Source organism: Lentzea sp. NBRC 105346 (genome assembly GCF_030269605.1).
Taxonomy (GTDB): Bacteria; Actinomycetota; Actinomycetes; order Mycobacteriales; family Pseudonocardiaceae; genus Lentzea.
Map to the genome: position 1 here is coordinate 59730 of NZ_BSTQ01000002.1, position 24185 is coordinate 83914.

Annotated in this window: 22 protein-coding genes; 15 read left to right on the forward strand and 7 right to left on the reverse strand. The window is 68.5% G+C overall.

Annotated features, from left to right (window positions below; all coding sequences use genetic code 11):
* The first annotated feature begins 83 nt into the window (after positions 1–83).
* Entirely contained in the window at positions 84–473 is a 390-nt protein-coding gene (locus QSK35_RS04635) for a DUF485 domain-containing protein (protein WP_285742643.1), read from the forward strand.
* Positions 470–2047, forward strand: a complete 1578-nt coding sequence (locus QSK35_RS04640; protein WP_285742644.1) for a monocarboxylic acid transporter — start codon at positions 470–472, stop codon at positions 2045–2047. The genes QSK35_RS04635 and QSK35_RS04640 overlap by 4 nt, the downstream gene beginning before the upstream one ends.
* Before the next feature lie 63 nt (positions 2048–2110).
* Here the strand turns inward: QSK35_RS04640 and QSK35_RS04645 are convergent, their stop codons facing one another.
* On the reverse strand, positions 2111–2845 hold the full coding sequence (locus QSK35_RS04645; protein ID WP_285742646.1) for an AfsR/SARP family transcriptional regulator: 735 nt from the start codon (positions 2843–2845) through the stop codon (positions 2111–2113).
* A gap of 158 nt (positions 2846–3003) precedes the next feature.
* Between QSK35_RS04645 and QSK35_RS04650 the strand changes: the two genes are divergently transcribed.
* Positions 3004–3444 (forward strand): hypothetical protein, encoded by a 441-nt coding sequence (locus tag QSK35_RS04650; protein ID WP_285742648.1) that lies wholly within the window; start codon positions 3004–3006, stop codon positions 3442–3444.
* Positions 3445–3509: 65 nt separating this feature from the next.
* Here QSK35_RS04650 and QSK35_RS04655 read toward each other — a convergent pair whose 3' ends face one another.
* From QSK35_RS04655 to QSK35_RS04665, 3 genes are all read right to left on the reverse strand, one after another.
* Positions 3510–3923, reverse strand: a complete 414-nt coding sequence (locus QSK35_RS04655) for an RlpA-like double-psi beta-barrel domain-containing protein (RefSeq protein WP_285742650.1) — start codon at positions 3921–3923, stop codon at positions 3510–3512.
* 133 nt (positions 3924–4056) lie between these two features.
* Positions 4057–4905 carry a DcsG N-terminal domain-containing protein gene (locus tag QSK35_RS04660; RefSeq protein WP_285742651.1) on the reverse strand — a complete coding sequence of 283 codons (849 nt, stop codon included), beginning with the start codon at positions 4903–4905 and terminating at the stop codon, positions 4057–4059.
* A complete protein-coding gene (locus QSK35_RS04665) occupies positions 4902–5183 on the reverse strand; it encodes a hypothetical protein (RefSeq protein ID WP_285742653.1) in 282 nt (93 codons plus the stop codon). Before QSK35_RS04665 ends, QSK35_RS04660 begins: the two co-directional genes overlap by 4 nt.
* 38 nt (positions 5184–5221) lie before the next feature.
* On the opposite strand from QSK35_RS04665, the gene QSK35_RS04670 reads away from it, so the two are divergent.
* Positions 5222–6808, forward strand: a complete 1587-nt coding sequence (locus tag QSK35_RS04670; protein WP_285742655.1) for a DUF885 domain-containing protein — start codon at positions 5222–5224, stop codon at positions 6806–6808.
* Between the two features lie 40 nt (positions 6809–6848).
* Positions 6849–7808, forward strand: a complete 960-nt coding sequence (locus QSK35_RS04675) for a quinone oxidoreductase family protein (protein ID WP_285742657.1) — start codon at positions 6849–6851, stop codon at positions 7806–7808.
* 60 nt (positions 7809–7868) lie between these two features.
* On the opposite strand, the gene QSK35_RS04680 is transcribed toward QSK35_RS04675, so the two are convergent.
* A complete protein-coding gene (locus QSK35_RS04680) occupies positions 7869–8456 on the reverse strand; it encodes an FKBP-type peptidyl-prolyl cis-trans isomerase (protein WP_285742658.1) in 588 nt (195 codons plus the stop codon).
* Between the two features lie 189 nt (positions 8457–8645).
* Between QSK35_RS04680 and QSK35_RS04685 the strand changes: the two genes are divergently transcribed.
* From QSK35_RS04685 to QSK35_RS04695, 3 genes are read left to right on the forward strand one after another with little or no spacing between them, the layout of a single operon-like run.
* Entirely contained in the window at positions 8646–9650 is a 1005-nt protein-coding gene (locus QSK35_RS04685; RefSeq protein ID WP_285742660.1) for a hypothetical protein, read from the forward strand.
* Between the two features lie 5 nt (positions 9651–9655).
* A complete protein-coding gene (locus QSK35_RS04690) occupies positions 9656–10303 on the forward strand; it encodes a hypothetical protein (RefSeq protein WP_285742662.1) in 648 nt (215 codons plus the stop codon).
* 44 nt (positions 10304–10347) lie between these two features.
* Complete coding sequence (locus QSK35_RS04695) at positions 10348–10992, forward strand: HD domain-containing protein (RefSeq protein ID WP_285742664.1); 645 nt, start codon at positions 10348–10350, stop codon at positions 10990–10992.
* Positions 10993–11281: 289 nt separating this feature from the next.
* On the opposite strand, the gene QSK35_RS04700 is transcribed toward QSK35_RS04695, so the two are convergent.
* Positions 11282–12205 (reverse strand): heme o synthase, encoded by a 924-nt coding sequence (locus QSK35_RS04700; RefSeq protein ID WP_285742665.1) that lies wholly within the window; start codon positions 12203–12205, stop codon positions 11282–11284.
* Between the two features lie 237 nt (positions 12206–12442).
* Between QSK35_RS04700 and tkt the strand changes: the two genes are divergently transcribed.
* From tkt to QSK35_RS04735, 7 genes are all read left to right on the forward strand, one after another.
* Positions 12443–14533: a transketolase gene (gene tkt / locus QSK35_RS04705; RefSeq protein ID WP_285742667.1), complete on the forward strand. Its 2091-nt coding sequence runs from the start codon at positions 12443–12445 to the stop codon at positions 14531–14533.
* Positions 14530–15642, forward strand: coding sequence for a transaldolase (gene tal / locus QSK35_RS04710; protein ID WP_285742669.1), 1113 nt, complete (start codon positions 14530–14532; stop codon positions 15640–15642). The genes tkt and tal overlap by 4 nt, the downstream gene beginning before the upstream one ends.
* A 9-nt stretch (positions 15643–15651) precedes the next feature.
* The gene (locus QSK35_RS04715; RefSeq protein WP_285742671.1) at positions 15652–17271 is read left to right on the forward strand and encodes a phosphoglucose isomerase-related protein; all 1620 of its coding nucleotides are present in this window, start codon (positions 15652–15654) and stop codon (positions 17269–17271) included.
* Positions 17268–18818, forward strand: coding sequence for a glucose-6-phosphate dehydrogenase (zwf, locus tag QSK35_RS04720; protein WP_285742673.1), 1551 nt, complete (start codon positions 17268–17270; stop codon positions 18816–18818). The genes QSK35_RS04715 and zwf overlap by 4 nt, the downstream gene beginning before the upstream one ends.
* Positions 18815–19816 (forward strand): glucose-6-phosphate dehydrogenase assembly protein OpcA, encoded by a 1002-nt coding sequence (opcA, locus tag QSK35_RS04725; RefSeq protein WP_285742674.1) that lies wholly within the window; start codon positions 18815–18817, stop codon positions 19814–19816. Before zwf ends, opcA begins: the two co-directional genes overlap by 4 nt.
* Entirely contained in the window at positions 19813–20592 is a 780-nt protein-coding gene (pgl, locus tag QSK35_RS04730; RefSeq protein ID WP_285742675.1) for a 6-phosphogluconolactonase, read from the forward strand. The genes opcA and pgl overlap by 4 nt, the downstream gene beginning before the upstream one ends.
* A gap of 163 nt (positions 20593–20755) precedes the next feature.
* Positions 20756–23722 (forward strand): substrate-binding domain-containing protein, encoded by a 2967-nt coding sequence (locus tag QSK35_RS04735; protein ID WP_285742676.1) that lies wholly within the window; start codon positions 20756–20758, stop codon positions 23720–23722.
* Here QSK35_RS04735 and QSK35_RS04740 read toward each other — a convergent pair.
* Positions 23713–24093, reverse strand: coding sequence for a response regulator (locus QSK35_RS04740; protein ID WP_285742678.1), 381 nt, complete (start codon positions 24091–24093; stop codon positions 23713–23715). The genes QSK35_RS04735 and QSK35_RS04740 overlap by 10 nt on opposite strands.
* Positions 24094–24185: the final 92 nt, after the last annotated feature.

Here is a 24185-nt window from a genome sequence, read left to right on the forward strand (position 1 = left end):
CTCCCCTGCGTACCGGACCCGCCGACGTCACCCTCCGTGATCGTCTCAGCAGGGTTTCCCCCGCCCACGAATGCGAGTTGTAGATGACGAAGGCGCTGCCCTCGCCCGGATTCGCGACGTTCGAGGACTCCGATCACGCATTGCTGTTGAGCGGTGACGGAGAGCCCGATTTCCGCGCCATCCAGCAGAGCGAGGATTTCCAGCTGCTCCGCCGCCGGATCGCCCGTTTCGTAATCCCGGCGACGATCCTGTTCCTCAGCTGGTACGTCACCTTCGTGTTGTTGTCGGCCTACGCGGACGATTTCATGAGCACCCCCGTGTTCGGTGTCATCAACGTCGGTCTCGTGTGCGGGTTCCTGCAGTTCGTCACCACGATCCTGATCACGCTGGCGTACGCCCGGTACGCGCGGAAGAAGCTGGATCCCCAGGTCGAGGCGGTCCGCGGGCTCGTGGCCGACGAGGAGATGCTGTGAACGGCGCCAACACCTTCGTCAACCTCGGCGTCTTCGGCGCGTTCGTGCTGCTGACGCTGTTCATCGTCTACAGAGCCAGCAGCCGCAACCAGTCCGCCTCGGACTACTACGCGGCCGGCTCCTCGTTCACCGGCGCCCAAAACGGCGTTGCCCTTTCGGGTGACTTCCTCTCGGCCGCGTCGTTCCTCGGCATCTCGGGCGCGATCGCGGTCAACGGCTACGACGGCTTCCTCTACTCGATCGGCTGGGTCGTCGCGTGGCTGATCGGTCTCATGCTGATCGCGGAACGGCTGCGCAACACCGGCCGGTTCACGATGGGCGACGTCATGGCGTTCCGCATGCGCCAGCGCCCGGTGCGCGCGGCGGCGGCGAACGCCACGCTGGTCATCTCGATCTTCTACATGATCGCCCAGATGGCGGGCGCCGGCGGTCTGATGGCGCTGCTGCTCGACGTCCACTCCAAGGTCGGGCAGGCGATCATCATCGCGATCGTCGGCGTCGTCATGGTGCTGTACGTGCTGGTCGGCGGGATGAAGGGCACCACGTGGGTGCAGATCATCAAGGCGGGCTTCCTGATCCTGTCGGTGTCGCTGCTGACGATCTTCCTGATCGGCAAGTTCGGGTTCGACCTGTCGGCGATGCTCGAGCGCGCCACGCAGAAGTCGCCGCTCGGTGACGCCGTGCTCTCCCCCGGCGTGAAGTACGGCGCCACCTCGACGTCGAAGATCGACTTCCTCTCGCTGGCACTGGCCCTGGTGCTCGGCACCGCGTCGCTGCCGCACGTGCTGATGCGCTTCTACACCGTGCCCAACGCGCGCGAGGCCCGTCGTTCCGTGGTGTGGGCGACGTGGATGATGGTCATCTTCTACCTGTGCACGATGGTGATCGGCTTCGGCTCGATGGCCCTGGTGGGCACCGACGCGATCACGTCCGCGCCCGGTGGTGAGAACTCCGCGGCGCCGCTGCTGGCCTTCAAGGTCGGTGGCGCCGTGCTGCTGGGTGTCGTGTGCGCGGTGGCGTTCGCGACGATCCTCGCCGTGGTGGCCGGACTTACTTTGACGGCGTCGGCTTCGTTCGCGCACGACGTGTACGCCAACGTGATCAAGCACGGTGAGGCGGACCCGCGGCAGGAGGTCCGGGTCGCGCGGTTCACCGCGATCATCGTCGGAATCCTGGCGATCCTCGGTGGTATCGCGGCCAACGGTCAGAACGTCGCGTTCCTGGTGGCGCTGGCGTTCGCCCTGGCGGCTTCGGCGAACCTGCCCACGCTGCTGTACTCGTTGTTCTGGAAGCGGTTCAACACCCGTGGCACGCTGTGGTCGATCTACGGTGGCCTCTTCTCCTGCATCGTGCTGATCGTCTTCTCCCCCGCCATGTCGGGGACGAAGTCGTCGGTGTTCCCGCACGCGCACTTCGACTGGTTCCCGCTGAGCAACCCCGGCATCGTGTCGATCCCGCTGTCGTTCCTGGCGGGTTTCCTGGGCACGATCCTGTCGAAGCAGCCGGCCGATGCGGACAAGCAGTCCGAAATGGAGGTCCGGGCGTTGACCGGTATCGGCTCCGGGCTGCGCTAGATGTGCGATGAGGGGACCCTTCATGGCGGTCAGCGCTTGGAAAGCTCCCCTCATGTCACTCCGTTAGGCCGAGCACAGCAACGCCGGGTCGTCGGTGATGATCTGATGGCGCAGCCGGCGTAGTTCGAGACCGGGGTCCAGTCCCAGTTCGTCGGCGAGCACCCGGCGCGCCCGCTCATAGGCGGCGAGCGCATCGGCCCGGCGTCCGGCGCGGTGCAGGGCGAGCATCAGCAACGCCCACAAGGGTTCTCGCAACGGATGCTCGATGACCAGCCCGGTGAGCTCGCCGGCCACGTCTTTCGCACCGCAGGCGAGGCCGGACCGTGCCCATTCCTCGACGACCGTCATCCGGGCCTCACCGAGTCGCGCGGCCGCGGCCCGGGTTGTTCCGCGCAGCTCGACGTTCGCCAGCGCGGGCCCGCGCCAAAGTTCGAGCGCGCGGCCGAACAGCCCCGCGGCCGCGGCGTGCCGGTGTCTTCGCGCCATGCGTCTGCCCTGCCGCACCATGTCCTCGAACACCTCCAGGTCCAGCTCGCCCGGCCCCACCTGCAGCGAGTAGCCGCCGGGGCACGTGACCACCCGCGCCCCCAGCCGCCGGATCACGACGACCTGGTTGCGCAGGTTGGCCACGGCCGACTCGGGCGGGTCGTCACCCCACACCGCGCCGACGAGGTGGTCGACGGTCACCACCTTGTTGGCCGACAACAACAACGCGGCCAGCAGCGAACGTGCCTTCACCGGCACGACCTCGCCCCGGTCGCGGACTTCCAACGGGCCCAGCACGCGAAACTCGACCATGTCGCCCCTCCCCGGCCGACCACGGTGCCAGCGAGCGAGTCCACGCCGCAAAGGTTGTTCCACATCGGCCCGACCAGGGCACATATGTGAATCATGCGGACCTCGTATGTCCGCCGGGCACGGTGTCGCCGTCAACCGGAATCGAGGGGGCTGCACGGATGAAATCGTTGAGGAGCGTTGTCGCGGCGGGGATCGGTGTCGCCGCACTGGTGGCGGTCGCCGCGTCCGGCACCATGGCGCAGGCGGAGCCGGCCAACTCGGGTGTCCCGCGACAGGAACCCCTGAAGTCGGAGAAGGTCGAGTCCACCAAGCAGGTCACGAGCGCGATGGGCAGCGTCTGGGGCGGGCGGACGTGGTGGTGTGGCGTCCACGGCACGCGCGACCTCTGGCTGTCCATTCCCGAGACCGGAATCCAGTCCAGCAGCGCGATCACGATGTCGTTCACCGAGCGCGGCGGCGGGGGCGTCGACTTCAACGGCGACGCCACGATCACCGTCCAGAACGTGGCAATCCATGCGAACGGGTCGGTGTACGTGAGGGTGAACATCGCCTGGGGCTCGGATCTGTGCATCAACGGCAAATGGGTCGCCGTCATCTGAGTCGAAGACACACCGGGGCTGGGTTGAGGACTCGCGCGAGTCCTCAACTCGGCCCCCGCGAGTTCTTACTTCGCGACCTGCCAGGTGATCTTCACGACGCCGTCGTCCACGTCGGCGATCTTGGCGAAGGCGGCCTTGTCCAGGTTCAGGTCACCCTTCTTGGGCCCGGCCGCACGGTCGACGACCGGCACCTTGATCTTGCCCTTCGGACCGGTCACCTCGATGATGACGCCGCAGTTCTCGTTCTTCTTCCCCTGGTCGAACTGAACGGCGTTGAGGCCGGTGATGAACTCCTTCGGCAATGACTTCAGGTGGTCCGACTTGGGGCAGGCCACGATGTTGAAGTCCGGCTTGTAGTCCTCGGTGAACGTCGCTTTGCCCTGGAACGAGCCCGTTCCCAGGTTTCCGGCGTACGGTGCGGGTGCGACCAGGCCGGCGACAGCCAGTGCCACGGCCCCGACCGCGGTGGCAGCAGACAACACAATTCCTCCAGCAGGAGAAGGGAAATTTGGGGACGCCACCGAAGTTAGCGATCTCCATTCCCGGGTTGCCAGCCACCGAGTGTGCGATAGACGAAAGCTATCTCAAAATGATCCTTAAGCTACTTTTCTGTCAGTTTGCCAACGCGCGAACCGCGGAGGCGAACCGCAGCGGCGCTCCGACATCTGCCTGACGGAAACCGAGCGACGGTTCGGTCAGCTCCAGCTCCAGCAGCAACGGCCGGCCGTCGGCGCCGGTCACCAGATCCACCCGCGCGTACAGCAGGTCGGATCGCTTGAGGCGCAACAGATCCGCGGCGGCATCGAGGACGTCCTCGGCGAGCGCGCGCTTCGCGGGTGAGGGCCTCGCGGGCGCGAGCTTCTCCTCGACGTACAGGCCGGAAGCGTCCTTTGTGGCGTCCGGCGACAGCATCGCGCCCTTGGTGAACGCGTGCGAGTAGACACCGCCGAAGAACACCAGAGCCGTCTCACCCTCACCATCCACTCGGGACTGATAGGGCTGCACCAAGGCGTTGGCGCCCAACGAGTCCAGGTGCGCCTGCGCCTCGTCGAACTGTCCGGCGGCGAACCGGCTCGCACCGCGTGACCCCGCGCCGATCGCGGGCTTCACGACGAACTCGCCGTCCGGCCACACCGGACGCTCCCCCGGTTCCACGACCGTGGTCGGCACCACCGGGACGCCGAGGTCCAGCAGAGACACCAAATAGGACTTGTCGGTGTTCCACTTGACGACCTCGGGCGAGTTCACCAGCCGCGGCACCGAGGCGCACCAGTCGAGGAACTCCGGCAGCCGCTCGGTGTAGTCCCAGGTCGCGCGCAGCACGACGAGGTCGGCGGCCACCGGGTCGCCCCAGACCGCCCACTCCGCGGCGATGCCCAGGTCCGACAACGCGGTCAGCGCCGCGTCGTCGTCGCCATCACCGTGTGGCAGGGCGGCACAGGCCGCGAACGCGACCTTCACCGTTGCATCGTCGCCATCTTCTTGCGGTGCGCCGAACCGATCTTGGTCGCGGCGATGGTCTCGCGATCCCACTCGGCCGGCTCGAGACCCGGCACGGCCGCGACGACCTGCTCGGCCACCTCGACCGACTCGACGATCACGTCGCCCATCGCACCGTCCTCGCCGACGAGCACGATCCGCGCACCCGCACGGCCGATGTTCTCGACCACCGCGCGCGCCGTCTTGCCGTGCGCCTGCAGGAAGTCCTGCGCAATCTTGACAGCTTTCTTTTCGGCCACGGCTCCCTACCTTAGAACCAGGCGGTAACTTCCGTGACGTGACCGCTGACACCCATGTAGTCGATGAGTTCCTCGACTGGTACTTCGACCGGCATCCGGCGCGCGCCGCGTCACTCGGATCGCTGAACCACGACCACACGCTCGGTGACTTCAGCGCCGCGGCGTTCGAGACGACCGAGCGCGAGACGGACACGTGGCTGGCGCGGCTCACCGCCGCGCCCGCGGCCACGCTCGACGAGGAGGTCGACCGCGACCTGCTGATCTCGGTGCTCAGGGGCGACCAGCTGCTCGCGGCGTGGCCGGGCTGGCGGCGTGACCCGTCCGAGTACACCTCGATCGCGCTGTACACGCTGCACGCCGCGTTCACCTACGGGCTGCGGCCGGAGCCGGAGCTCGTGGAGACGGTCATCGCGCGGCTCGCCGAGATCCCGTCGATCCTCGCCGCGTGCCGGGCGAACCTCGACCCGTCGCTCGCGTCGCCGGTGATCGTCCAGCGCGGCATCGATCAGGCGCGCACCGGCCGGGCGTTCCTCACGCGTGCGCTGCCGGTGTCGGTGCAGGACGAACGGCTGCGCGCCCGGCTCGTCGAGGCGGCGGAACCGGCGGCGGAGGCGTTCGACGCGCTGGTCGTCTTCCTGGAATCGTTCCTCGACCGTGCGCACGGCGACTGGCGGATGGGCGAGAAGCTCTACTCCGGACTGCTGCTGGAGCACGAGCTGCTCGGGTACGGCGCCGGCGAGCTGCACGAGCGCGGCAAGGCCGCGTACGCCTCTTTGGAGGCGGAGATCGTTTCGCTGGCGGGGACGTCCGACTGGCGGTCCGTGCTGACGGCGTTGCAGGACGACCACCCGCCGACGCTGGAGGCGATGCGGCAGGAATATGAGGACGAGACCGAGCGCGCGCGTCAGTTCCTCATCGAACACGGGCTCGTGACGTTGCCCGACGGCGAGGAATGCCGGGTGGTGCCGTCGCCGATGTTCCATCGGCCGGTCGTGGCGGTCGCGTCCTACATGCAGCCGCCGCCGCTGACGTCCGGCCGGGTCGGCCACTTCTTCGTGCCGTACACGCCGGACGGGTTCACGCAGGAGCAGATCACGCAGCGGTTGCGCACCAACGCACGATTCCAGCTCGCGACGATCTCGGTGCACGAGGCGTACCCCGGTCACCACTGGCACCTGTCGTGGCTCGCCGCGCAGGACCGGCCGGTGCGGCAGGTGTTCCGCACTCCTTACTTCTCCGAGGGGTGGGCGCTGTACGCGGAGAAGCTGCTGCGCGAGCACGGCTACTTCACGTCGGTCGCGCAGGAGCTCGGGCACGTCGAGGCGCGCCTGTTCCGGGCCGCCCGGATGGTCGTCGACACCGCGTTGCACTGCGGGGACATGACCGTCGAGCAGGCTCAGTCGCATCTGGTGGCCAACACGGCACTGACGCCGGGGACCGCGGCGGGCGAGGTGTCGCGGTACTGCGCGTGGCCGACGCAGGCGCCGTCCTACCTGACGGGCGCGCTGGAGATCGAGCGCATCCGCGACGATTACACCGGTGGCCTGCGGGAATTCCACGACACGATCGCCGGGTCCGGGGCGTTGCCGCTCGGACTCGCACGCAGGGTCGTTCTCGGCAGGTGAGACCGGGAACATCATCTTCTGTCGATTGGTTGTGCCGGACATGACGAAGGCAGTGGTTGCACGGGCCGCGGGCGGTCCGGAGGTCCTGGAGTACACCGACGTCTCGCCGCGTTCGCTCGAATCGGGTGAGCTGCGCGTACGGGTGAGCGCGGCCGGGGTGAACTTCATCGACACCTATCAGCGGTCCGGGCTGTACTCCGTGCCGCTGCCCGCGGTGCTGGGGCTGGAGGGTGCGGGCGAGGTCGTCGAGTCCGCTTCTCCCGACTTCGCCGTCGGCGACCGGGTCGCGTGGATGTCCTCGCTCGGCAGCTACGCGGCCGAGGCGATCGTGTCCGCGTCCGTCGCGGTTCCGGTGCCGTCCGGGGTCGACGACGAGACCGCGGCCGCCGCGCTGCTGCAGGGCGTCACGGCGCACTACCTGCTGCACTCGACGTTCTCGGTGTCGTCCGGTCAGACGGTTCTCGTGCACGCCGCCGCCGGTGGCATGGGGTTGCTGCTGACGCAGTGGGCGACCGCGCTCGGCGCACGCGTGATCGGTACGGCTTCGACCGACGAGAAGGCCGACTTGGCTCGTGCCGCCGGTGCTACCGACGTGTTCAAGTACGGCGACTTCGCCGGTGCTGTTCGATCGGTGACCGACGGGCGTGGCGTGGACGTCGTGTACGACGGGGTCGGCAAGGACACGTTCGACGGGTCACTCGCGTCGCTGCGGCCGCGCGGGCTGCTGGCGTTGTACGGCGCGGCTTCCGGGCCGGTGCCGCCGTTCGACCTGCAGCGGCTCAACCAGTCCGGTGGCCTGTTCGTCACGCGGCCGAGCACCGTCTGGTACACGCAGACGCGCGACGAGCTGGAGTGGCGGGCGCGGGACGTGTACGCCGCGATCGCGGACGGCACGCTCTCGATCCGGGTCGGTGGCCGCTACAAGCTGGAGGAGGCGCGGCAGGCACACGAGGACCTGGAGGGCCGCCGCACGACGGGCAAGCTCCTCCTAGTCCCCTGAGACCGTTAAGGCCACCTTCACTGCGCTGAACGCAGTAAAGGTGGCCTTAACGGCACTCACTCAGCTGCCGGACTTGACCTCGATGGCGTCGACGACGAAGACGAGCGTCTCGCCGGGCTGGATGTCGCCCTGGCCGGCGTCGCCGTAGCCCTTCTCCGGCGGCACGACCAGCAGGCGGCGACCGCCCTGCTTGAGACCGATCAGGCCCTCGTTCCAGCCCTTGATGACGGTGCCCTTGCCGACGTTCTGCACCGCGAACGGCCGGCCGGAGTCCCAGGACGCCTGGTTCTCCGCCTTCGTGGAGAAGGTGTAGAGCACGTAGTGGACGGAGGCGGTGTCGCCTTCCTTCACAGCCGCGCCGGTGCCGGGGATGACGTCCTTGGTGAGGAGCTCCTTCGGCGCGGAGCAGGTGGCCGGAACGGTGACCGACGGCTTCTTGCCGGGCTCGGTGGTCACCTTGAAGTCGTCGGCCGTGCAGGCCGGACCGGAGGGCGCCGTGCTCGAAGACGGAGCCTTGGACGACGACTTCGGAGCGGTCGCCGTCGGGTTGTTCCCGAGCGTCTGCGTGGACGGGCGGTCGCTGGCGGTGCAGCCGACGGTCGCCGCGGCCACGAGCGTCAAGGACGCGATGAGCAGGACGTTGCGCATGCCGGGGAGCTTATGAGCACGGGTGCGGCTGCCCGTCGGCGGGCCCTTCCGTGATCAATTATTGCGCGCCGAAATACATCATGAATTATGGCTTCCCTATCTTTTGACCGGCGCGTACAGTAACTCCGCGCACTCGGTCGGACACCGAGAGCATTCGTCCGTTCGTGTGCGGACCAAGGAGGTGACATCGTGTCAGCGGAGCCAAGGGGCGTCCGCAGCAACCTGCTCCAGGAACTTTTCTGGACCCGCACAGGTTTGCTCCTTCTGGTACTCGTGGTCACTTCGGGTATCTGCTTGACCATATCCAGTCAAATGGAGCCGGGAACGCTGCGGAACTTCGTGACGTCGGTCGGCACCGGCACGTTGATTTCCGCGGTGGTGAGCTTCACGCAAACGCTCATCACCAGTTCGGCGGCGCAACGGGCATTGGTGGCGCCGGTAGTCGAGGAAAGCCGCAAGGCATTGCAGGACCTGACCGCCGAGTACCGCGCGCTCGACCGCGAGTTCTTCCCCAGCCACGTGTTCGAGCCGACCGCAAAGCCGGACCCGCAGTTCAACCAGCTGATGATGCAGGACCTCGAGCGCACCCGCCTGTACTGCTTCCGCGGGTTCGCGGGCCGGTACGCGGCGTGCCGGGTGCTGCTGTCACAGTCGGAGTGCGAGCTGCGAACGGTGCTGGCGGACCCGCGCGACGGCAACGCGATCAGCGGCCGGGCCAGGTACATGCTGCGTCACGAGGGCGCCGAGGGCGACTACGACGTGATCGCCGCGCAGCTGCGCGAGCAGATCTCCATCGGGCTCGTCGGGCTGTTCCTCGCGCGCGGCCGATGCAGCCGCATCGACGGCACGATCGTGTCCGACCCGCCCGTCGACCGGCTCGAGCTGTTCGACGACAGCGCGTGGCTCACGCTGTACAGCAACACCGCCGGAGTGATCCGGCCCTATCCGCGGACCCTGCGTTTCACCGAAAGCTCTTTCCTGTACGGGATGGAGCGCGCAGAGTTCCTGCGGATCAGCAATTCCCGCGCCGGCTATCACTTCACGATCACGCCGTCGACATCCCGCACCGATTTTCAGGCTTTGTTCGAGAAGATCACCGGCACTCCCCTGTCCTCGGATGAGTTCGTCTCATTGGAAGACAAGTTCCACGAATTCCGCCGAGAGTTCTTCGCCTCCGCACAGCTGAGGAGCTGATCGTTTTGCTAGCCGAGTTCACCGGGCTGACCGCACTCGCCGAACTCGCGTCCCGCCTCACTAGAGTCGATTCCCCTGTCATCGACAACTGGTCAGACGTGGCCACCTGCTTTCGTTCGTGGGCGGGACGGCCTTCGCTGCGCAATGAACTGCGCGACCACCTCAACACGCTGTCACCACGGGAAGCCATGTGGGTGATCGCGCACTCACGCGAAACGACCACCCACTTCTCCTGGTGCCTGCGCGACGAACCGGACGAGCCGTTCACGTTCTGGCTGCACGAGTACAAACCGTGGCGCGACTGGCGTCCCGGCTACGCGGACTCCGTCCACAACCACCGCTACCACTTCTGCACCACCCTGCTACGCGGCTCCTACCTGCACGAACGCTACGACGTCCGGCTGGGCCTCGGCGGCCGTTCGGTCGTCTGGGCCAAGATGGAATCCCGCGCCCAGTGCGCCGCCGGCGCGGTCGGCACCCTGTTCGCCGACGACTTCCACCGCATCCCGCGCGCGGCGGACGGCACCATGACGTTCCTGGTGAAGTCGCGTGCCGTGTCCGCGTTCAGCCTGTCCTACGACCCGGAATCGGGCATTTCGCACCGGCACGTACCGGTCGAGGAGCGACTGGAGGACCTCACCAAGAACCTCTGAAAGCCTCTAACTGAAGGGCCGCCGCACACTTACGATCGGGGGCTGTGCCCACCCGGACAGCGATCCCACGATCCGCGATCACGGCCGTCGAGCGGCAGGTCTTCGAGCTCTGCCAGGAGCTCGCCCCTCGGCTGCAGTTCCACGGCTGGCACCACGTGAGCTTCGTGCGCGACAAATCCGTGCACTTCGCTTCTCGGAACGGCGCCTCCTCGGACGTGGTCGAGGTGGCCGCACTCGTGCACGACCTCAACTACATGGTGCGGCGCAACTCGCTGCCCGTGGAGGGGTCCGAACTGCGGGCCTCCGTGCTGTCCTCCGCGGGTGTCGCCGAGGTGGCGTGGATCGAGGACATCGTGCTCGAGGCCGAGATGCGCACGCGGCACCGCGACATCTCGCTGGAGGCGCAGGCGTTGTCGGACGCCGACACGCTGTTCAAGGCGCTGCCCGTGACGCCCGTGGTGCTGGCGCACAAGTACCTGCAGGAGAACGGGATCACGCTGCGGGAGCTGGCGCAGAAGATCGTGGGCGAGCAGGTCGGGAAGCACGACTCGGGGTTCTACTTCTACGACGCCGAGGCGGCCGCCACCTACTCGAAGTGGGCTTCGGCGAACCTGAAGCTGTGGCAGTGCATCGTGGAGTCGCTGGACGACCCCTGCGTGGAGGACCTGCTGACCGCGGTCGCTTCCTGAAAAACGCGTGGTCGGCGGTCCCGTCTGGAAGGCCTGGCGACCCTGCCTTCCCGAGCAGCCGATCTTCTACCCGGTGCTAACGAGGAACACGCGGGCAAGATCGCGCGCGGAGTGGAACGTGCCGCACCACGGCATCAGCTGCGTCACCCGGTTCCGGGTCGCGTCAGGGTTCCCGGAGCGCTACCCGGTCGTGCACGAGTTCCGCTGACCGAAAACGGGCAAGAACCGGGCACCCTGTGATCTGAACCGCACCAGGCCAGTGCCCGTACCCCGTGAGGTGCAGGAGGAACTAGAACGGCCAGCCAAGCACCGGAAGCCCGACCACGGCGTCGACCGCCAGCCCGCAGAAGACGAGCATCAGATAGAGGTTCGACATGTGGAAGAACTTCATGGTGTTGGTCGACCCGCCCCGCCGGACGACGTTGTGCAGCTTGTGCGCGAACACCGCGAACCACACGCCCGAGACGAGAGCCACGCCGACGTAGATCCAGGACGTCACCGGCGCGAGAGCCAGGGTGCAGGCGACGGTGATCCAGGAGTAGATGACTATCTGCCGCGTCACCTGCGTGGCGGTGGCGACAACGGGAAGCATCGGTACCCCAGCGCGCGCGTAGTCCTCCTTGAACTTCATCGCGAGCGCCCACGTGTGCGGCGGCGTCCAGAAGAAGATGACGCCGAACATGACGATGGCCGGCCACTCGACCGTGCCCGTCACCGCCGACCACCCGATGATGACGGGCATGCACCCCGCCATGCCGCCCCAGATGATGTTCTGCGACGTCCGGCGCTTCAGGACCAGCGTGTAGACGAAGATGTAGAACAAGATCGTCGCGACGGCGAACACCGCGGACAGCAGGTTGGTGAAAGTCCAGAGGAACGCGAAGGACACCACGCCCAGCAGCACGCCGAAGATCAGGGCGTTGCGGGGTGGGATGGCGTTCTGCGCCAGCGGACGGGCCGTGGTCCGCTTCATCACCGAGTCGATGTCGGCGTCGACGAAGCAGTTGAGGGCGTTCGCCGAGCCGGCGGCGAGGGTGCCGCCCGTCAGGGTGCAGGCGATCAGCCACAGGGGTGGGAGGCCCCGCTGAGCCAGCAGCATCGCCGGGATGGTCGTGATGAGGAGCAGTTCGATCACGCGTGGCTTGGTCAACGCCACGTACGCGCCAACGACCTGACGAGGTGACCGCGCTGGGGCCTCGAGGACGGCACTCATCGCGATGGGCTCCTCGAATCAATACGGGGTGAAAACCGACGACCGATAGTAACGAGCGCCGGTCTGCGAGGCCCGTTCGGGTAGTGGTGTGCCTGGGCACACAACGAGGTAACCGAGTTCCAAGCGGATTCGTCGGTCCCCAGGACTAGGCTGGCGGCCGGACGAGGAGAATCGCGGGTCAGGTCATCGGGATCGATTCACCGGCCCGCCCAATCGAAGAGAGTGGAGCGACAGTCCGTGTCCGACGACATCACCCGGCTGACCGAGCCCCATCTGCCCGAAGACTGGACCGAGCTCGACAGGCGTGCTGTCGACACGGTTCGGGTGCTCGCGGCCGACGCGGTGCAGAAGGTCGGCAACGGTCACCCCGGCACCGCCATGAGCCTCGCCCCCGTCGCGTACGCGCTGTTCCAGCGCGTCATGCGGCACGACCCGGCCGACCCGGACTGGCCCGGACGCGACCGCTTCGTGCTGTCCGCGGGGCACTCCAGCCTGACGCTCTACATCCAGCTCTTCCTGAGCGGCTACGGCCTCGAGCTCGACGACCTCAAGGCGCTGCGCACGTGGGGCTCCAAGACCCCCGGCCACCCCGAGCACGGCCACACCGCGGGTGTCGAGACGACGACCGGACCGCTGGGCCAGGGCCTCGCGAACGCCGTCGGCATGGCGATGGGCGCGCGTCGCGAGCGCGGCCTGTTCGACCCAGACGCTCCCGAGGGTGAGAGCCCGTTCGACCACCAGATCTACGTGATCGCGTCCGACGGTGACATCGAGGAGGGCATCACCTCCGAGGCGTCGTCGATCGCCAGCACGCAGAAGCTCGGCAACCTCACGGTCATCTACGACGACAACAAGATCTCGATCGAGGACGACACGACGATCGCGTTGTCCGAGGACACCGCGAAGCGCTACGAGGCCTACGGCTGGCACGTGCAGGTCGTCGAGGGCGGCGAGAACGTCACCGGCATCCTCGAGGCGCTGGAGAACGCGAAGAACGAGACGTCGCGGCCGTCGTTCATCGTGCTGCGCACGGTCATCGGCTTCCCGGCGCCGAACAAGCAGAACACGGGTGCCGCGCACGGCGCCGCGCTGGGCAACGACGAGGTCGCCGAGGTCAAGCGGATTCTCGGCTTCGACCCGGAGCAGACCTTCGAGGTCGCCGACGAGGTGCTGGCGCACGCCCGCGAGGTCGTGAAGCGCGGCGAGCACGCCAAGGCCGAGTGGCAGAAGTCGTTCGACGCCTGGGCCGAGAAGAACCCGGAGCGCAAGGCGCTGTTCGACCGGCTCGTGGCGCGGGAGCTGCCCGAGGGCTGGGCGGACGAGCTGCCGGTGTACCCGGTCGACGCCAAGGGTGTCGCGACGCGCAAGGCGTCCGGTGAGGTGATCAACGCGCTGGCCAAGCGGCTGCCCGAGCTGTGGGGCGGTTCCGCGGACCTCGCCGAGTCGAACCTGACCACGATCAAGGGCGAGCCGTCGTTCGGTCCGGAGGAGATCTCCACCGGCATGTGGAAGGCGCACCCGTACGGCCGCACGCTGCACTTCGGTGTCCGCGAGCACGCCATGGGCGCGATCCTCAACGGCATCCGGCTGCACGGCCCGACCCGCCCGTTCGGTGGCACGTTCCTCGTGTTCTCCGACTACATGCGCCCGGCGGTGCGGCTCGCGGCGATCATGCAGGCCGCGGTGACCTACGTGTGGACGCACGACTCCATCGGCCTCGGTGAGGACGGCCCGACGCACCAGCCGATCGAGCACCTCGCCGCGCTGCGCGCCATCCCGGGCCTGAGCGTCGTCCGCCCCGGTGACGCCAACGAGACCGCATACGCGTGGAAGGCGACGATCGAGCAGTTCGGCCCGGTCGGCCTCGCGCTGACCCGCCAGAACGTACCGACGCTGGAGGGCACGTCCGAGGAGGGCGTGAAGAAGGGCGGCTACGTCCTGGCCGAGGCGTCGAACGGCGCGCCGGAGCTGATCCTCATCGGCACGGGTTCCGAGCTGCAGATCGCGGTCGAGGCGGCGAAGGTCTTCGAGGCCGAGGGCGTTCCCACGCGCGTGGTCTCCATGCCGTGTGTCGAGTGGTTCGACGCGCAGGACCCGGAATACCGCGAGTCGGTGCTGCCGTCCGCCGTCAAGGCCCGAGTGGCAGTCGAGGCGGGCATCGCCCAGCCGTGGTACCGCTACGTCGGCGACGCGGGCGAGATCGTCTCGATCGAGCACTTCGGCGCCTCGGCGGACTACCAGACCTTGTTCAAGGAGTTCGGCTTCACCACTGAGAACGTTGTCGCGGCGGCGAAGAAGTCGCTGCAGAAGGTGAGGGGAGACAAGTGAGCAACGCAAACCTGACGGCGCTGTCCCAGGCGGGCGTCTCGATCTGGCTGGACGACCTGTCACGGGAACGGCTCACGACCGGCAACCTCGCCGAGCTGATCGCCGACTGGAACGTCGTCGGCGTGACGACCAACCCGACGATCTTCGCCAACGCCCTGTCGAAGGGCGAGTCGTACGACGAGCAGGTCCGTGAGCTCGCCAACCGCGGCGCGGACACCGACGCCACGATCCGCGAGGTCACCACGACCGACGTGCGCAACGCGTGCGACGTGTTCCGCGAGATCTACAACGCCACGGACGGCGTGGACGGCCGCGTGTCGATCGAGGTCGACCCGCGCCTGGCGTTCGACACCGAGAAGACCGTCGCCGAGGCGCTCGACCTCTGGAAGACCGTCGACCGGCCGAACCTGCTGGTCAAGATCCCGGCGACCAAGGAGGGCCTGCCGGCGATCACCCGCACGCTCGCCGAGGGCGTCAGCGTCAACGTCACGCTGATCTTCTCCGTCGAGCGCTACCAGGGCGTCATGGACGCGTTCGTCGAGGGCCTGGAGCAGGCCAAGGCCAACGGCCACGACCTGCGCACGATCCACTCGGTCGCGTCGTTCTTCGTGTCGCGCGTCGACACCGAGATCGACAAGCGGCTCGACAAGATCGGCACCGACGAGGCGAAGGCGTTGCGCGGCAAGGCCGCCATCGCGAACGCGATCGCCGCGTTCGCCGCGTACGAGCGGACCTTCACGGGTGCGCGCTGGGAGGCGCTGGTCGCCGACGGTGCCCGCGCGCAGCGGCCGCTGTGGGCCTCGACCGGCGTGAAGGACCCGGCGTACAAGGACACGCTGTATGTCGACGAGCTGGTCGTCGCGAACACGGTGAACACGATGCCGGAGAAGACCCTGCACGCGGTCGCCGACCACGGCAATATCGAGGGCGACCAGGTCACCGGACGCGAGCAGGAGGCGCGTGAGGTGTTCGCGAAGCTCAGCGCCGTCGGCATCGACCTCGAGGACGTCTTCCAGGTGCTCGAGACCGAGGGCGTCGACAAGTTCGAGAAGTCCTGGGAAGAGCTGCTCCAGACCGTGACGAACCAGCTGGCACAACTGAAGGGCTGAGTTTCAGCTATGAGCGACGTGATCTCCGTGGAGATCGTCCGTTCGCCGAACGCCGACCAGGTCAGCACGATCGTCGCTGACCTGGTCGCGGGTTCGGTGGCGAGCAAGCTGACCGCGCAGGACCCGACGCTGTGGGGTCCCGAGGCCGAGTCCGAGGCGAGCATCCGCCTGTCGTGGACAACGCTGCACGAGACCTCCCGTCCGCTGCTCGCGGAGATCGCGAAGCTGCGTGAGGAGCTGCACGCCGAGGGCGTCGACCGCGTCGTCCTCGCCGGTATGGGCGGTTCGTCCCTCGCGCCCGAGGTGATCACCCAGACCGCCGGTGTTCCGCTGACCGTGCTGGACACGACCGACCCGGCCCAGGTCGCGGACGCGCTGGAGGGCGACCTGCAGCGCACGGTCATCGTCGTGTCGTCCAAGTCGGGCGGCACGGTCGAGACCGACAGCCACCGGCGGATCTTCGAGAAGGCGTTCACCGAGGCCGGCATCGACACGGCGTCCCGCATCGTCGTCGTCACCGACCCCGGTTCGCCGTTCGCCGAGCTGTCCGAGAAGCTGGGCTACCGCAAGACCTTCCTCGCCGACCCGAACGTCGGCGGCCGCTACTCGGCGCTCACCGCCTTCGGTCTCGTCCCGTCCTACCTCGCCGGTGCGGACGTCGAGTCGCTGCTCGACGACGCGGCCGCGGCGGCGGAGATCCTGTCGCAGGACTCCCCCGACAACCCGGCGATCCTGCTGGCCGGCATCTTCGGCGCCGCGCACGCGCACGGTGCCGAGAAGATCGTCTTCGCCGATTCCGGTTCGGGCATCAAGGGTTTCGGCGACTGGGCCGAGCAGCTGATCGCCGAGTCGACCGGCAAGAACGGCACGGGCCTGCTGCCGGTCGTCGTCGAAGGACCGGGCGCGCCGGGCTTCGTGGACGCGCGGTCGGACGCCACGACCGTCGCGATCGGACCGGCCACCGGCTCGTCCGCGGTCGCCGTCGAGGGCACGCTCGGCGCGCAGTTCCTGTTGTGGGAGTACGCGACCGCGCTCGTCGGCCGGGTGCTCGGCATCGACCCGTTCAACCAGCCGGACGTCGAGGCCGCCAAGAAGGCCGCCCGCGCACTGCTGGACAACCCCGTGTCCGACTTCGCCGATCCGTCCTTCGTGGAGGGTGACGTCGAGGTGCACGTGAGCGGCGAGTGGCCGGCCGGCACCAGCTTCGGCACGGTCGCCGAGGCGTTGCAGGCGCTCGTCGCGGCCGCGCCGGACCACGGCTACGTCAGTGTCCAGGCCTACCTCGACCGCATCGACGACGCCTCGTTCGCCTTGCTGCGCCCCGAGATCGCGAAGCGCTCGCACCTGCAGACCACGTTCGGCTGGGGCCCGCGCTTCCTGCACTCGACCGGCCAGTACCACAAGGGCGGTCACCAGAACGGCGTCTTCCTGCAGATCACCGGTGCGTCCGAAGTGGACCTGGACGTGCCGGACCGGCCGTACGACCTCGCGACGCTGCAGCTGGCGCAGGCGCTGGGCGACGGACAGGTTCTGGCCGGGCACGGCCGTCCGGTGCTGCGACTGCACCTGACGGACCGCGTCGCCGGCCTCGCACAACTCGTCGAAGCAGTCCAGGAGGACGGCTCTTGAGCGCACCATCCAAGCAGTGGCGGAACCCACTGCGTGACCCACGGGACAAGCGGCTGCCGCGCATCGCCGGTCCCAGCGCGCTGGTCATCTTCGGTGTCACCGGTGACCTGTCGCGCAAGAAGCTGATGCCCGCGATCTACGACCTCGCGAACCGGGGTCTGCTGCCGCCGGGCTTCGGTCTGGTCGGGTTCGCCCGCCGCGACTGGGCGGACCAGGACTTCATGCAGGTCGTGCACGACGCGGTGAAGGAGCACGCGCGCACGCCGTTCCGCGAGGCCGTGTGGAACCAGCTCGCCGAGGGCATCCGGTTCGTGCAGGGCACGTTCGACGACGACGCGTCGTTCGACAACCTCAAGGCGTGCCTGGAGAAGCTCGACGCCGACCGCGGAACGGGCGGCAACCACGCGTTCTACCTGTCGATCCCGCCGGGCGCGTTCCCGACGGTGGTCAACCAGCTCAAGCGCGCCGGGCTCGCCCAGAACACCGACCACCCGGACCAGTGGCGCCGGGTTGTCATCGAGAAGCCGTTCGGCCACGACCTGAAGAGCGCCCAGGAGCTCAACCACACGGTCAACGAGGTCTTCCCCGAGGAGTCGGTGTTCCGCATCGACCACTACCTCGGCAAGGAGACCGTGCAGAACATCCTGGCGCTGCGGTTCGCGAACCAGCTGTACGAACCCATCTGGAACGCGAACTACGTGGACCACGTGCAGATCACGATGGCCGAGGACATCGGTCTCGGCGGCCGTGCCGGGTACTACGACGGCATCGGCGCGACGCGCGACGTGATCCAGAACCACCTGCTGCAGCTGCTCGCGCTGATCGCCATGGAGGAGCCGGTCTCCTTCAAGCCCAGCGACCTGCGGGCGGAGAAGGTGAAGATCCTCTCGGCGACGCGGCCGCTGGAGCCGTTCGAGCAGACCACCGCGCGCGGTCAGTACACCGGCGGCTGGCAGGGCGGCCAGAAGGTGCCCGGCCTGCACGAGGAGGGCGGCTTCTCGCCCGAGTCGAAGACCGAGACGTTCGGCGCGATCACGTGTGAGATCAACACGCGGCGCTGGGCCGGTGTGCCGTTCTACCTGCGCACCGGCAAGCGGCTCGGCCGCCGGGTCACCGAGGTCGCGGTCGTGTTCAAGCGCGCGCCGCACCTGCCGTTCGACCACACCGCGACCGAGGAGCTCGGCCAGAACGCCCTGGTGGTCCGGGTTCAGCCGGACGAGGGCGTGACCATCCGGTTCGGCTCGAAGGTGCCGGGCAACACGATGGAGGTCCGCGACGTCACGATGGACTTCGGCTACGGCCACTCGTTCACCGAGTCGTCGCCGGAGGCCTACGAGCGGCTGCTGCTCGACGTGCTGCTGGGCGAGCCGTCGCTGTTCCCGAAGAACGACGAGGTCGAGCTCTCGTGGGAGATCCTCGACCCGATCCTCGAGTTCTGGGCGAAGAAGGACCTGCCCGAACTGGAGAAGTACAAGGCCGGTACGTGGGGGCCGCCGTCGGCGGACGCGATGACCAACCGCACCGGAAGGCACTGGAGGCGTCCGTGATCATCGATCTGCCATCGACCACCACGTCGCAGATCAACTCCCGGTTGGTGCGGCTGCGCGACGAGGGCGGCGCCACGACGCTGGGCCGCGTGCTCACGCTCGTGATCGTCACCGAGGACGGCCAGCGCACCGACGCCGCCATCGACGCCGCGAACGACGCGTCGCGCGAGCACCCATGCCGCGTGATCGTCGTCGCCCGCGGTGCCCGGCAGGCGGCGCCGCGGCTGGACGCGCAGATCCGCGTCGGCGGTGACGCGGGTGCGTCCGAGGTCGTGGTGCTGCGGTTGTACGGCCCGCTGGCCAACGAGGGCGCGTCCTGCGTGATGCCGCTCTTGTTGCCCGACACCCCTGTTGTGGCGTGGTGGCCGTTCGACGCACCTGCTGCACCGTCGAAGGACCCGATCGGCCAGCTCGCGCAACGCCGGATCACGGATGCGGCGGCGGAGAAGAACCCGATCAAGGCGCTGGAGAACCGCAAGGCTTCGTACGCGCCGGGTGACACCGACCTGGCGTGGACCCGGCTGACCCTGTGGCGCGGCATGCTCGCCGCGGCACTGGACCTGCCGCCGTACGAGAAGATCACCGACATCGAGGTGACGGGCGAGGCGGACTCGCCGTCGTCGGAGCTGCTCGCGTCGTGGCTCGCCGCGTACTGCAAGGTGCCGGCGAAGCGGTTCAAGGCGACCAGCGGCGAGGGCATCGTCACCGTTCGCCTGGAGCGCGAGTCGGGTCCGGTCGAGCTGCACCGGCCCGACGGCAAGGTCGGGACGCTGTCGCAGCCCGGTCAGCCGGAGCGGCGGATCGCGTTGCAGCGCCGGTCGATCCGCGACTGCCTGGCCGAGGAGCTGCGCCGGCTCGACCCCGACGAGGTGTACGAGGTGGCGCTGAAGTCGCTCGGCAAGGCGACCAAGGCCAAGGCCGCGACGCCGAAACCGGCGGCCAACGGTGAGGCCGAGAAGAAGCCGAAGGTCCGTGCCAAGGCGAAGGCTTCGTCGTGAGTCGTCCGGAAGTTGTGGTCCATCGCGACGGCGGCCTGCTGGCCGCCGCCGCGGCGGCCCGCCTGGTGACCCGGATCGTCGACGCGCAGACGGCTCGGGGGTATGCCTCGGTCGTGCTGACCGGTGGCCGGACGGGTACCGCGGTGCTGGAGCAGCTGAACCGGAACGCGGCGCGGGATGCCGTGGACTGGGGCCGGGTCGACCTGTACTGGGGTGACGAGCGGTTCCTGCCGTCCGGTGATCCGGAGCGCAACGAGACTCAGGCGCGGGCGGCGTTGCTGGATCACGTGCCGCTGGATCCGGCGCGGGTGCACGTGATGGCGCCTTCGGACGGCGCTTACGGGGACTCGCCGGAGGCCGCCGCCGAGGCATATGCCGAGGTGCTGGCGCGGCACGCCCGGCCCGAGGACCACGGGGACGTGCCGACGTTCGACGTGTGCCTGCTCGGCGTGGGCGAGGAGGGGCACTGCGCCTCGATCTTCCCGGACTCGCCCGCGGTGTACGAGAAGGAACGGACGGTCGTGGCGGTGCGCAACTGCCCGAAGCCGCCACCGACTCGGGTCTCGCTGACGTTGCCGGCGATCCGGCACGCGCAGGAGGTGTGGCTGATGACGACGGGCGAGGCCAAGGCGCCCGCGGTCGCGATGGCGCTGAACGGGGCGGGCGAGATGCAGATCCCGGCGGCGGGCGCGCGTGGCCGGCGCCGGACGTTGTGGCTGCTGGACTCGGCGGCGGCCTCCAAGGTCCCGGATCTCTTCCAGCCACCCCTGGCGTAATGGCAGCAGGTACCACCGCCCCGCACGTTGGCGTGACGCCAGCGCTTACGCCATGTGTTGCACCCGCCATTAGCCTGATTCCACGCGCTATGTGTTACCCAGGCCACAACCGGGTGCGTATCATCTGGCGTCGGTTCAGATCACGCGGGGAGACGGCCTACTAGTGCGACCCACCATCGGCATGGTCACCGCAGGACCGCTCATCGAGCTCGCGGGTGAGCAGTGGCGCGGCGCCAGCGACGGAGCGGCCGCGAACGACTGCGACTTCGTGTGCTTCGTCGGCACCGAACTGGAGCACCCGAACCCGCACAAGCGGCGCGCGAACGCCGTCTACGACCTGATCTCGCCCCACCGGCTGGACGCGTTGATCATGTGGACGACGCGGGTCGGGCAGCTCGTGGGTGAGCAGTCGATGCGGGACTTCGCCACGCGGTTCGCGCCGATGCCGATCATCAGTGTCGAGACGACGCTGGCGGACTGGCCGACGATCCTGATGGACAACCGCGGCGGCATGGAGAAGGCCGTCACGCACCTCATCGAGGTGCACGGGCACCGCCGCATCGCGTTCGTGCGCGGGCCGCAGACGCACGCCGGCGCGCAGGAGCGCTACCAGGGATACGTCGACGCGCTGAAGAAGCACGGCATCGAGGTGGATCCGCGGCTGGTGACGATGCCCGGCTCGTTCTCGTGGGACCCGTCGGGCGCGGCGGACGCGGTGGCGAAGCTGCTGGAGGTCGTCGACGGGCCGCCGGACTCGATCGCCGCGGCGAACGACGACTACGCGCTGGGCGTGATCGCGGCGCTGGACGACGCCGGGCTGCGCGTGCCCGAGGACGTCGCGGTCGTCGGGTACGACAACCACACCAACATCCGCACGCACGACCTCGGGTACGTCACGCCGCCCGAGGGCGACGGGGCGACGTCGACCGTGCAGCGGCGGGTGAACATCGACGCGGGCACGCCATCGTTCACGACCGTGCGGGCGCCGTTCTTCGACATGGGCCGCCGAGCGGCGGACCTCGCGGTCGCGCTGATCAACGGGGAGAAGACGCCGCAGGTCGAGACCATGCCGACTGAGCTGGTCGTGCGCCGGTCGTGTGGCTGCCTGCCGTCGGGCTACAAGAGATCCGGGCCCGCGCACGGCGGGCTCTCGATGCCGAAACGCCACACCGCCGACTCGGTGGCGACGAACCTGCGCCTCGCGCTCGGCCCCAAGTCCGACCTGCTGCCCGAGGGGTGGGCCGAGAACCTGCCCCGCGCGTTCCTCGTCGCCGGACGCACCGGCGACGGCAGCGAGTTCCTGCACCTGCTCGCGGAGTGCCTGCGGGCCAGCGCGCGGGCCGGGTTCGAGCCCGAGCAGTGGTGGCCGCCGCTGTTCGACATGCACCGGTTCGTCTCCGCGCGGATCCCGGACGCGCTGGCGCTGGGCGACATGTGGCTGCGCGTGCAGCTGATGGTCGCGGAGGCCTTCGCCAGCGCCAGCACGTTCCAGTACCTGCTGCACGAACGGCGCGACCAGACCGTGCGCGAGGCCGGTCAGCGCCTGATCGCGTCGCGGGACGTGGCGGAGCTGACCGACGCGCTGGTCGAGGAACTGCCGCGGCTGGGCATCCCCGGCTGCCACGTCATGGCGTACGAGCCGGATGCCGGTACCGAGCTGGCCCGGCCGGTGGTGTCGTACGAGCTGGGCAAGCTGCGGCCCGACGTGGACGACGAGCTGTTCCCGTCGGTGCAGCTGACGCCGTACCCGCTGGAGCGCGACACGCCGTACAGCATCCTCGCCGCGCCGCTGCACGGTGTGGAGGAGCAGCTGGGGTTCGTGCTGTTCGAGGTCGGCCCGCAGATCGGCTGGATCTACGAGGCGGTGCAGCAGCAGCTCAGCAGCGCGTTGCGCGGCATCCGGATGATCCAGCGGGAACGCCAGGCCGTCGCCGAGGCACAGGACGCGCGCCGCAAGCTCGAGCTCGCGCACGGCGAGCTGGAGGACCGCGTCAAGGAACGCACGCGGCACCTGCGCGCGGAGATCGCCGAGCGCGAGCGGCTGGAGACGCAGCTGCGGCACGCGCAGAAGATGGAGGCGATCGGCCGGCTCACCGGCGGCATCGCCCACGACTTCAACAACATCCTGACCGTGATCAGCGGCAACAGCGAGGCACTGCTGCGCCGCACGCAGCCCGACGACCCGCGCCGCCCGGAGATCGAGGACATCCGGCACGCGGGCGAGCGCGCCACGAACCTGACGCACCAGTTGCTCGCGTTCACCCGCCAGCAGGTGCTGCACCCGACGCGGGTCGACCTGAACCGGACGATCACGAAGGTGCGCGCCATGTTGTCGACGCTGGTCGGCGAGGACGTGGAGCTGACGCTGCACCTGCCGGCGCAGGTGTCGCCGGTGTGGGCGGACGCCGGTCAGCTGGAGCAGATCCTGTTCAACCTGGCCGCGAACGCCCGCGACGCGATGCCCGACGGCGGCGTGCTGCGCATCGAGACCAGCAACCACGACGAGAAGTTCGTGTCGTTGCGGGTAATCGACACCGGCACCGGCATGGACGAGGCCGTGCTCGCGCGTGTGTACGAGCCGTACTTCACGACCAAGCCGGTCGGCAAGGGCACCGGTCTCGGCATGGCGACCGTGTTCGGCATCGTGCAGCAGAGCGACGGCCAGATCGACATCACCAGTGCCGTCGGCGTCGGCACGACGGTCGAGATCCGGCTGCCGCGCGGCACCACGTCCGGCTCCAGCTCCTCATCGGCGTCGCGCGGCGTGGCCGCGCACCAGGGGTCCGAGACGATCCTGCTGGTCGAGGACGACGACCAGGTGCGCACGCTGACCAAGCGGTTCCTGCAGCGCGCCGGGTATCTCGTGATCGAGGCGCGCAACGGCAAGGCGGCGTTGAAGGTCGCCTCCGACCAGGAGATCGACCTCGTGGTGACCGACGTGGTGATGCCCAAGATGGGCGGCCCCGAGCTGGTGGCCGAACTGCGGCGGATCCGGCCGGGCACGCGGGTGCTCTACATGTCCGGCTACACCACGGAGGAGAAGCTCGGCGACACGGCGGTGCTGCTCACCAAGCCGTACACCGAGCACGACCTGCTGGACCAGGTACGGGCGCTACTCGATCAGGACTGATCGATCGCCTGACGAACCGTCTCGTCAAGCGTCTCGATGCGAAACGGCTTCTGCAGGAACCCCGCCACCGGATACCCGTCGAACCGCCGCCGCAGCGCCGCCTCGTCGTGCCCACTGGTCAGCACAACCGGAATCTTGACCCCGTCACGCTCGAGCGCGGCCAGCACGTCCTCGCCGCTCATCCCCGGCATGCTGTGGTCGAGCAACATCGCGCGCAGCTCGCCGCCGCGTTCGCGGACGATCTCGATGGCCTGTGCGCCGTCGGCCGCCTGCACGACTGTGAATCCGAGTTCCACGAGCAGACCGACGGTGTACCTGCGCACCGGATCCTCATCCTCGACCACGAGAACGAGCCCGCTCGTTGGTTGCATGCAGTAAGTATGCGATACGGCCTCGGCGGTCACAGAGCGGGGCCCTCGTTCCTTTAACCTGACGATTGTCGGACATTTTCGCCGTCAAGCTG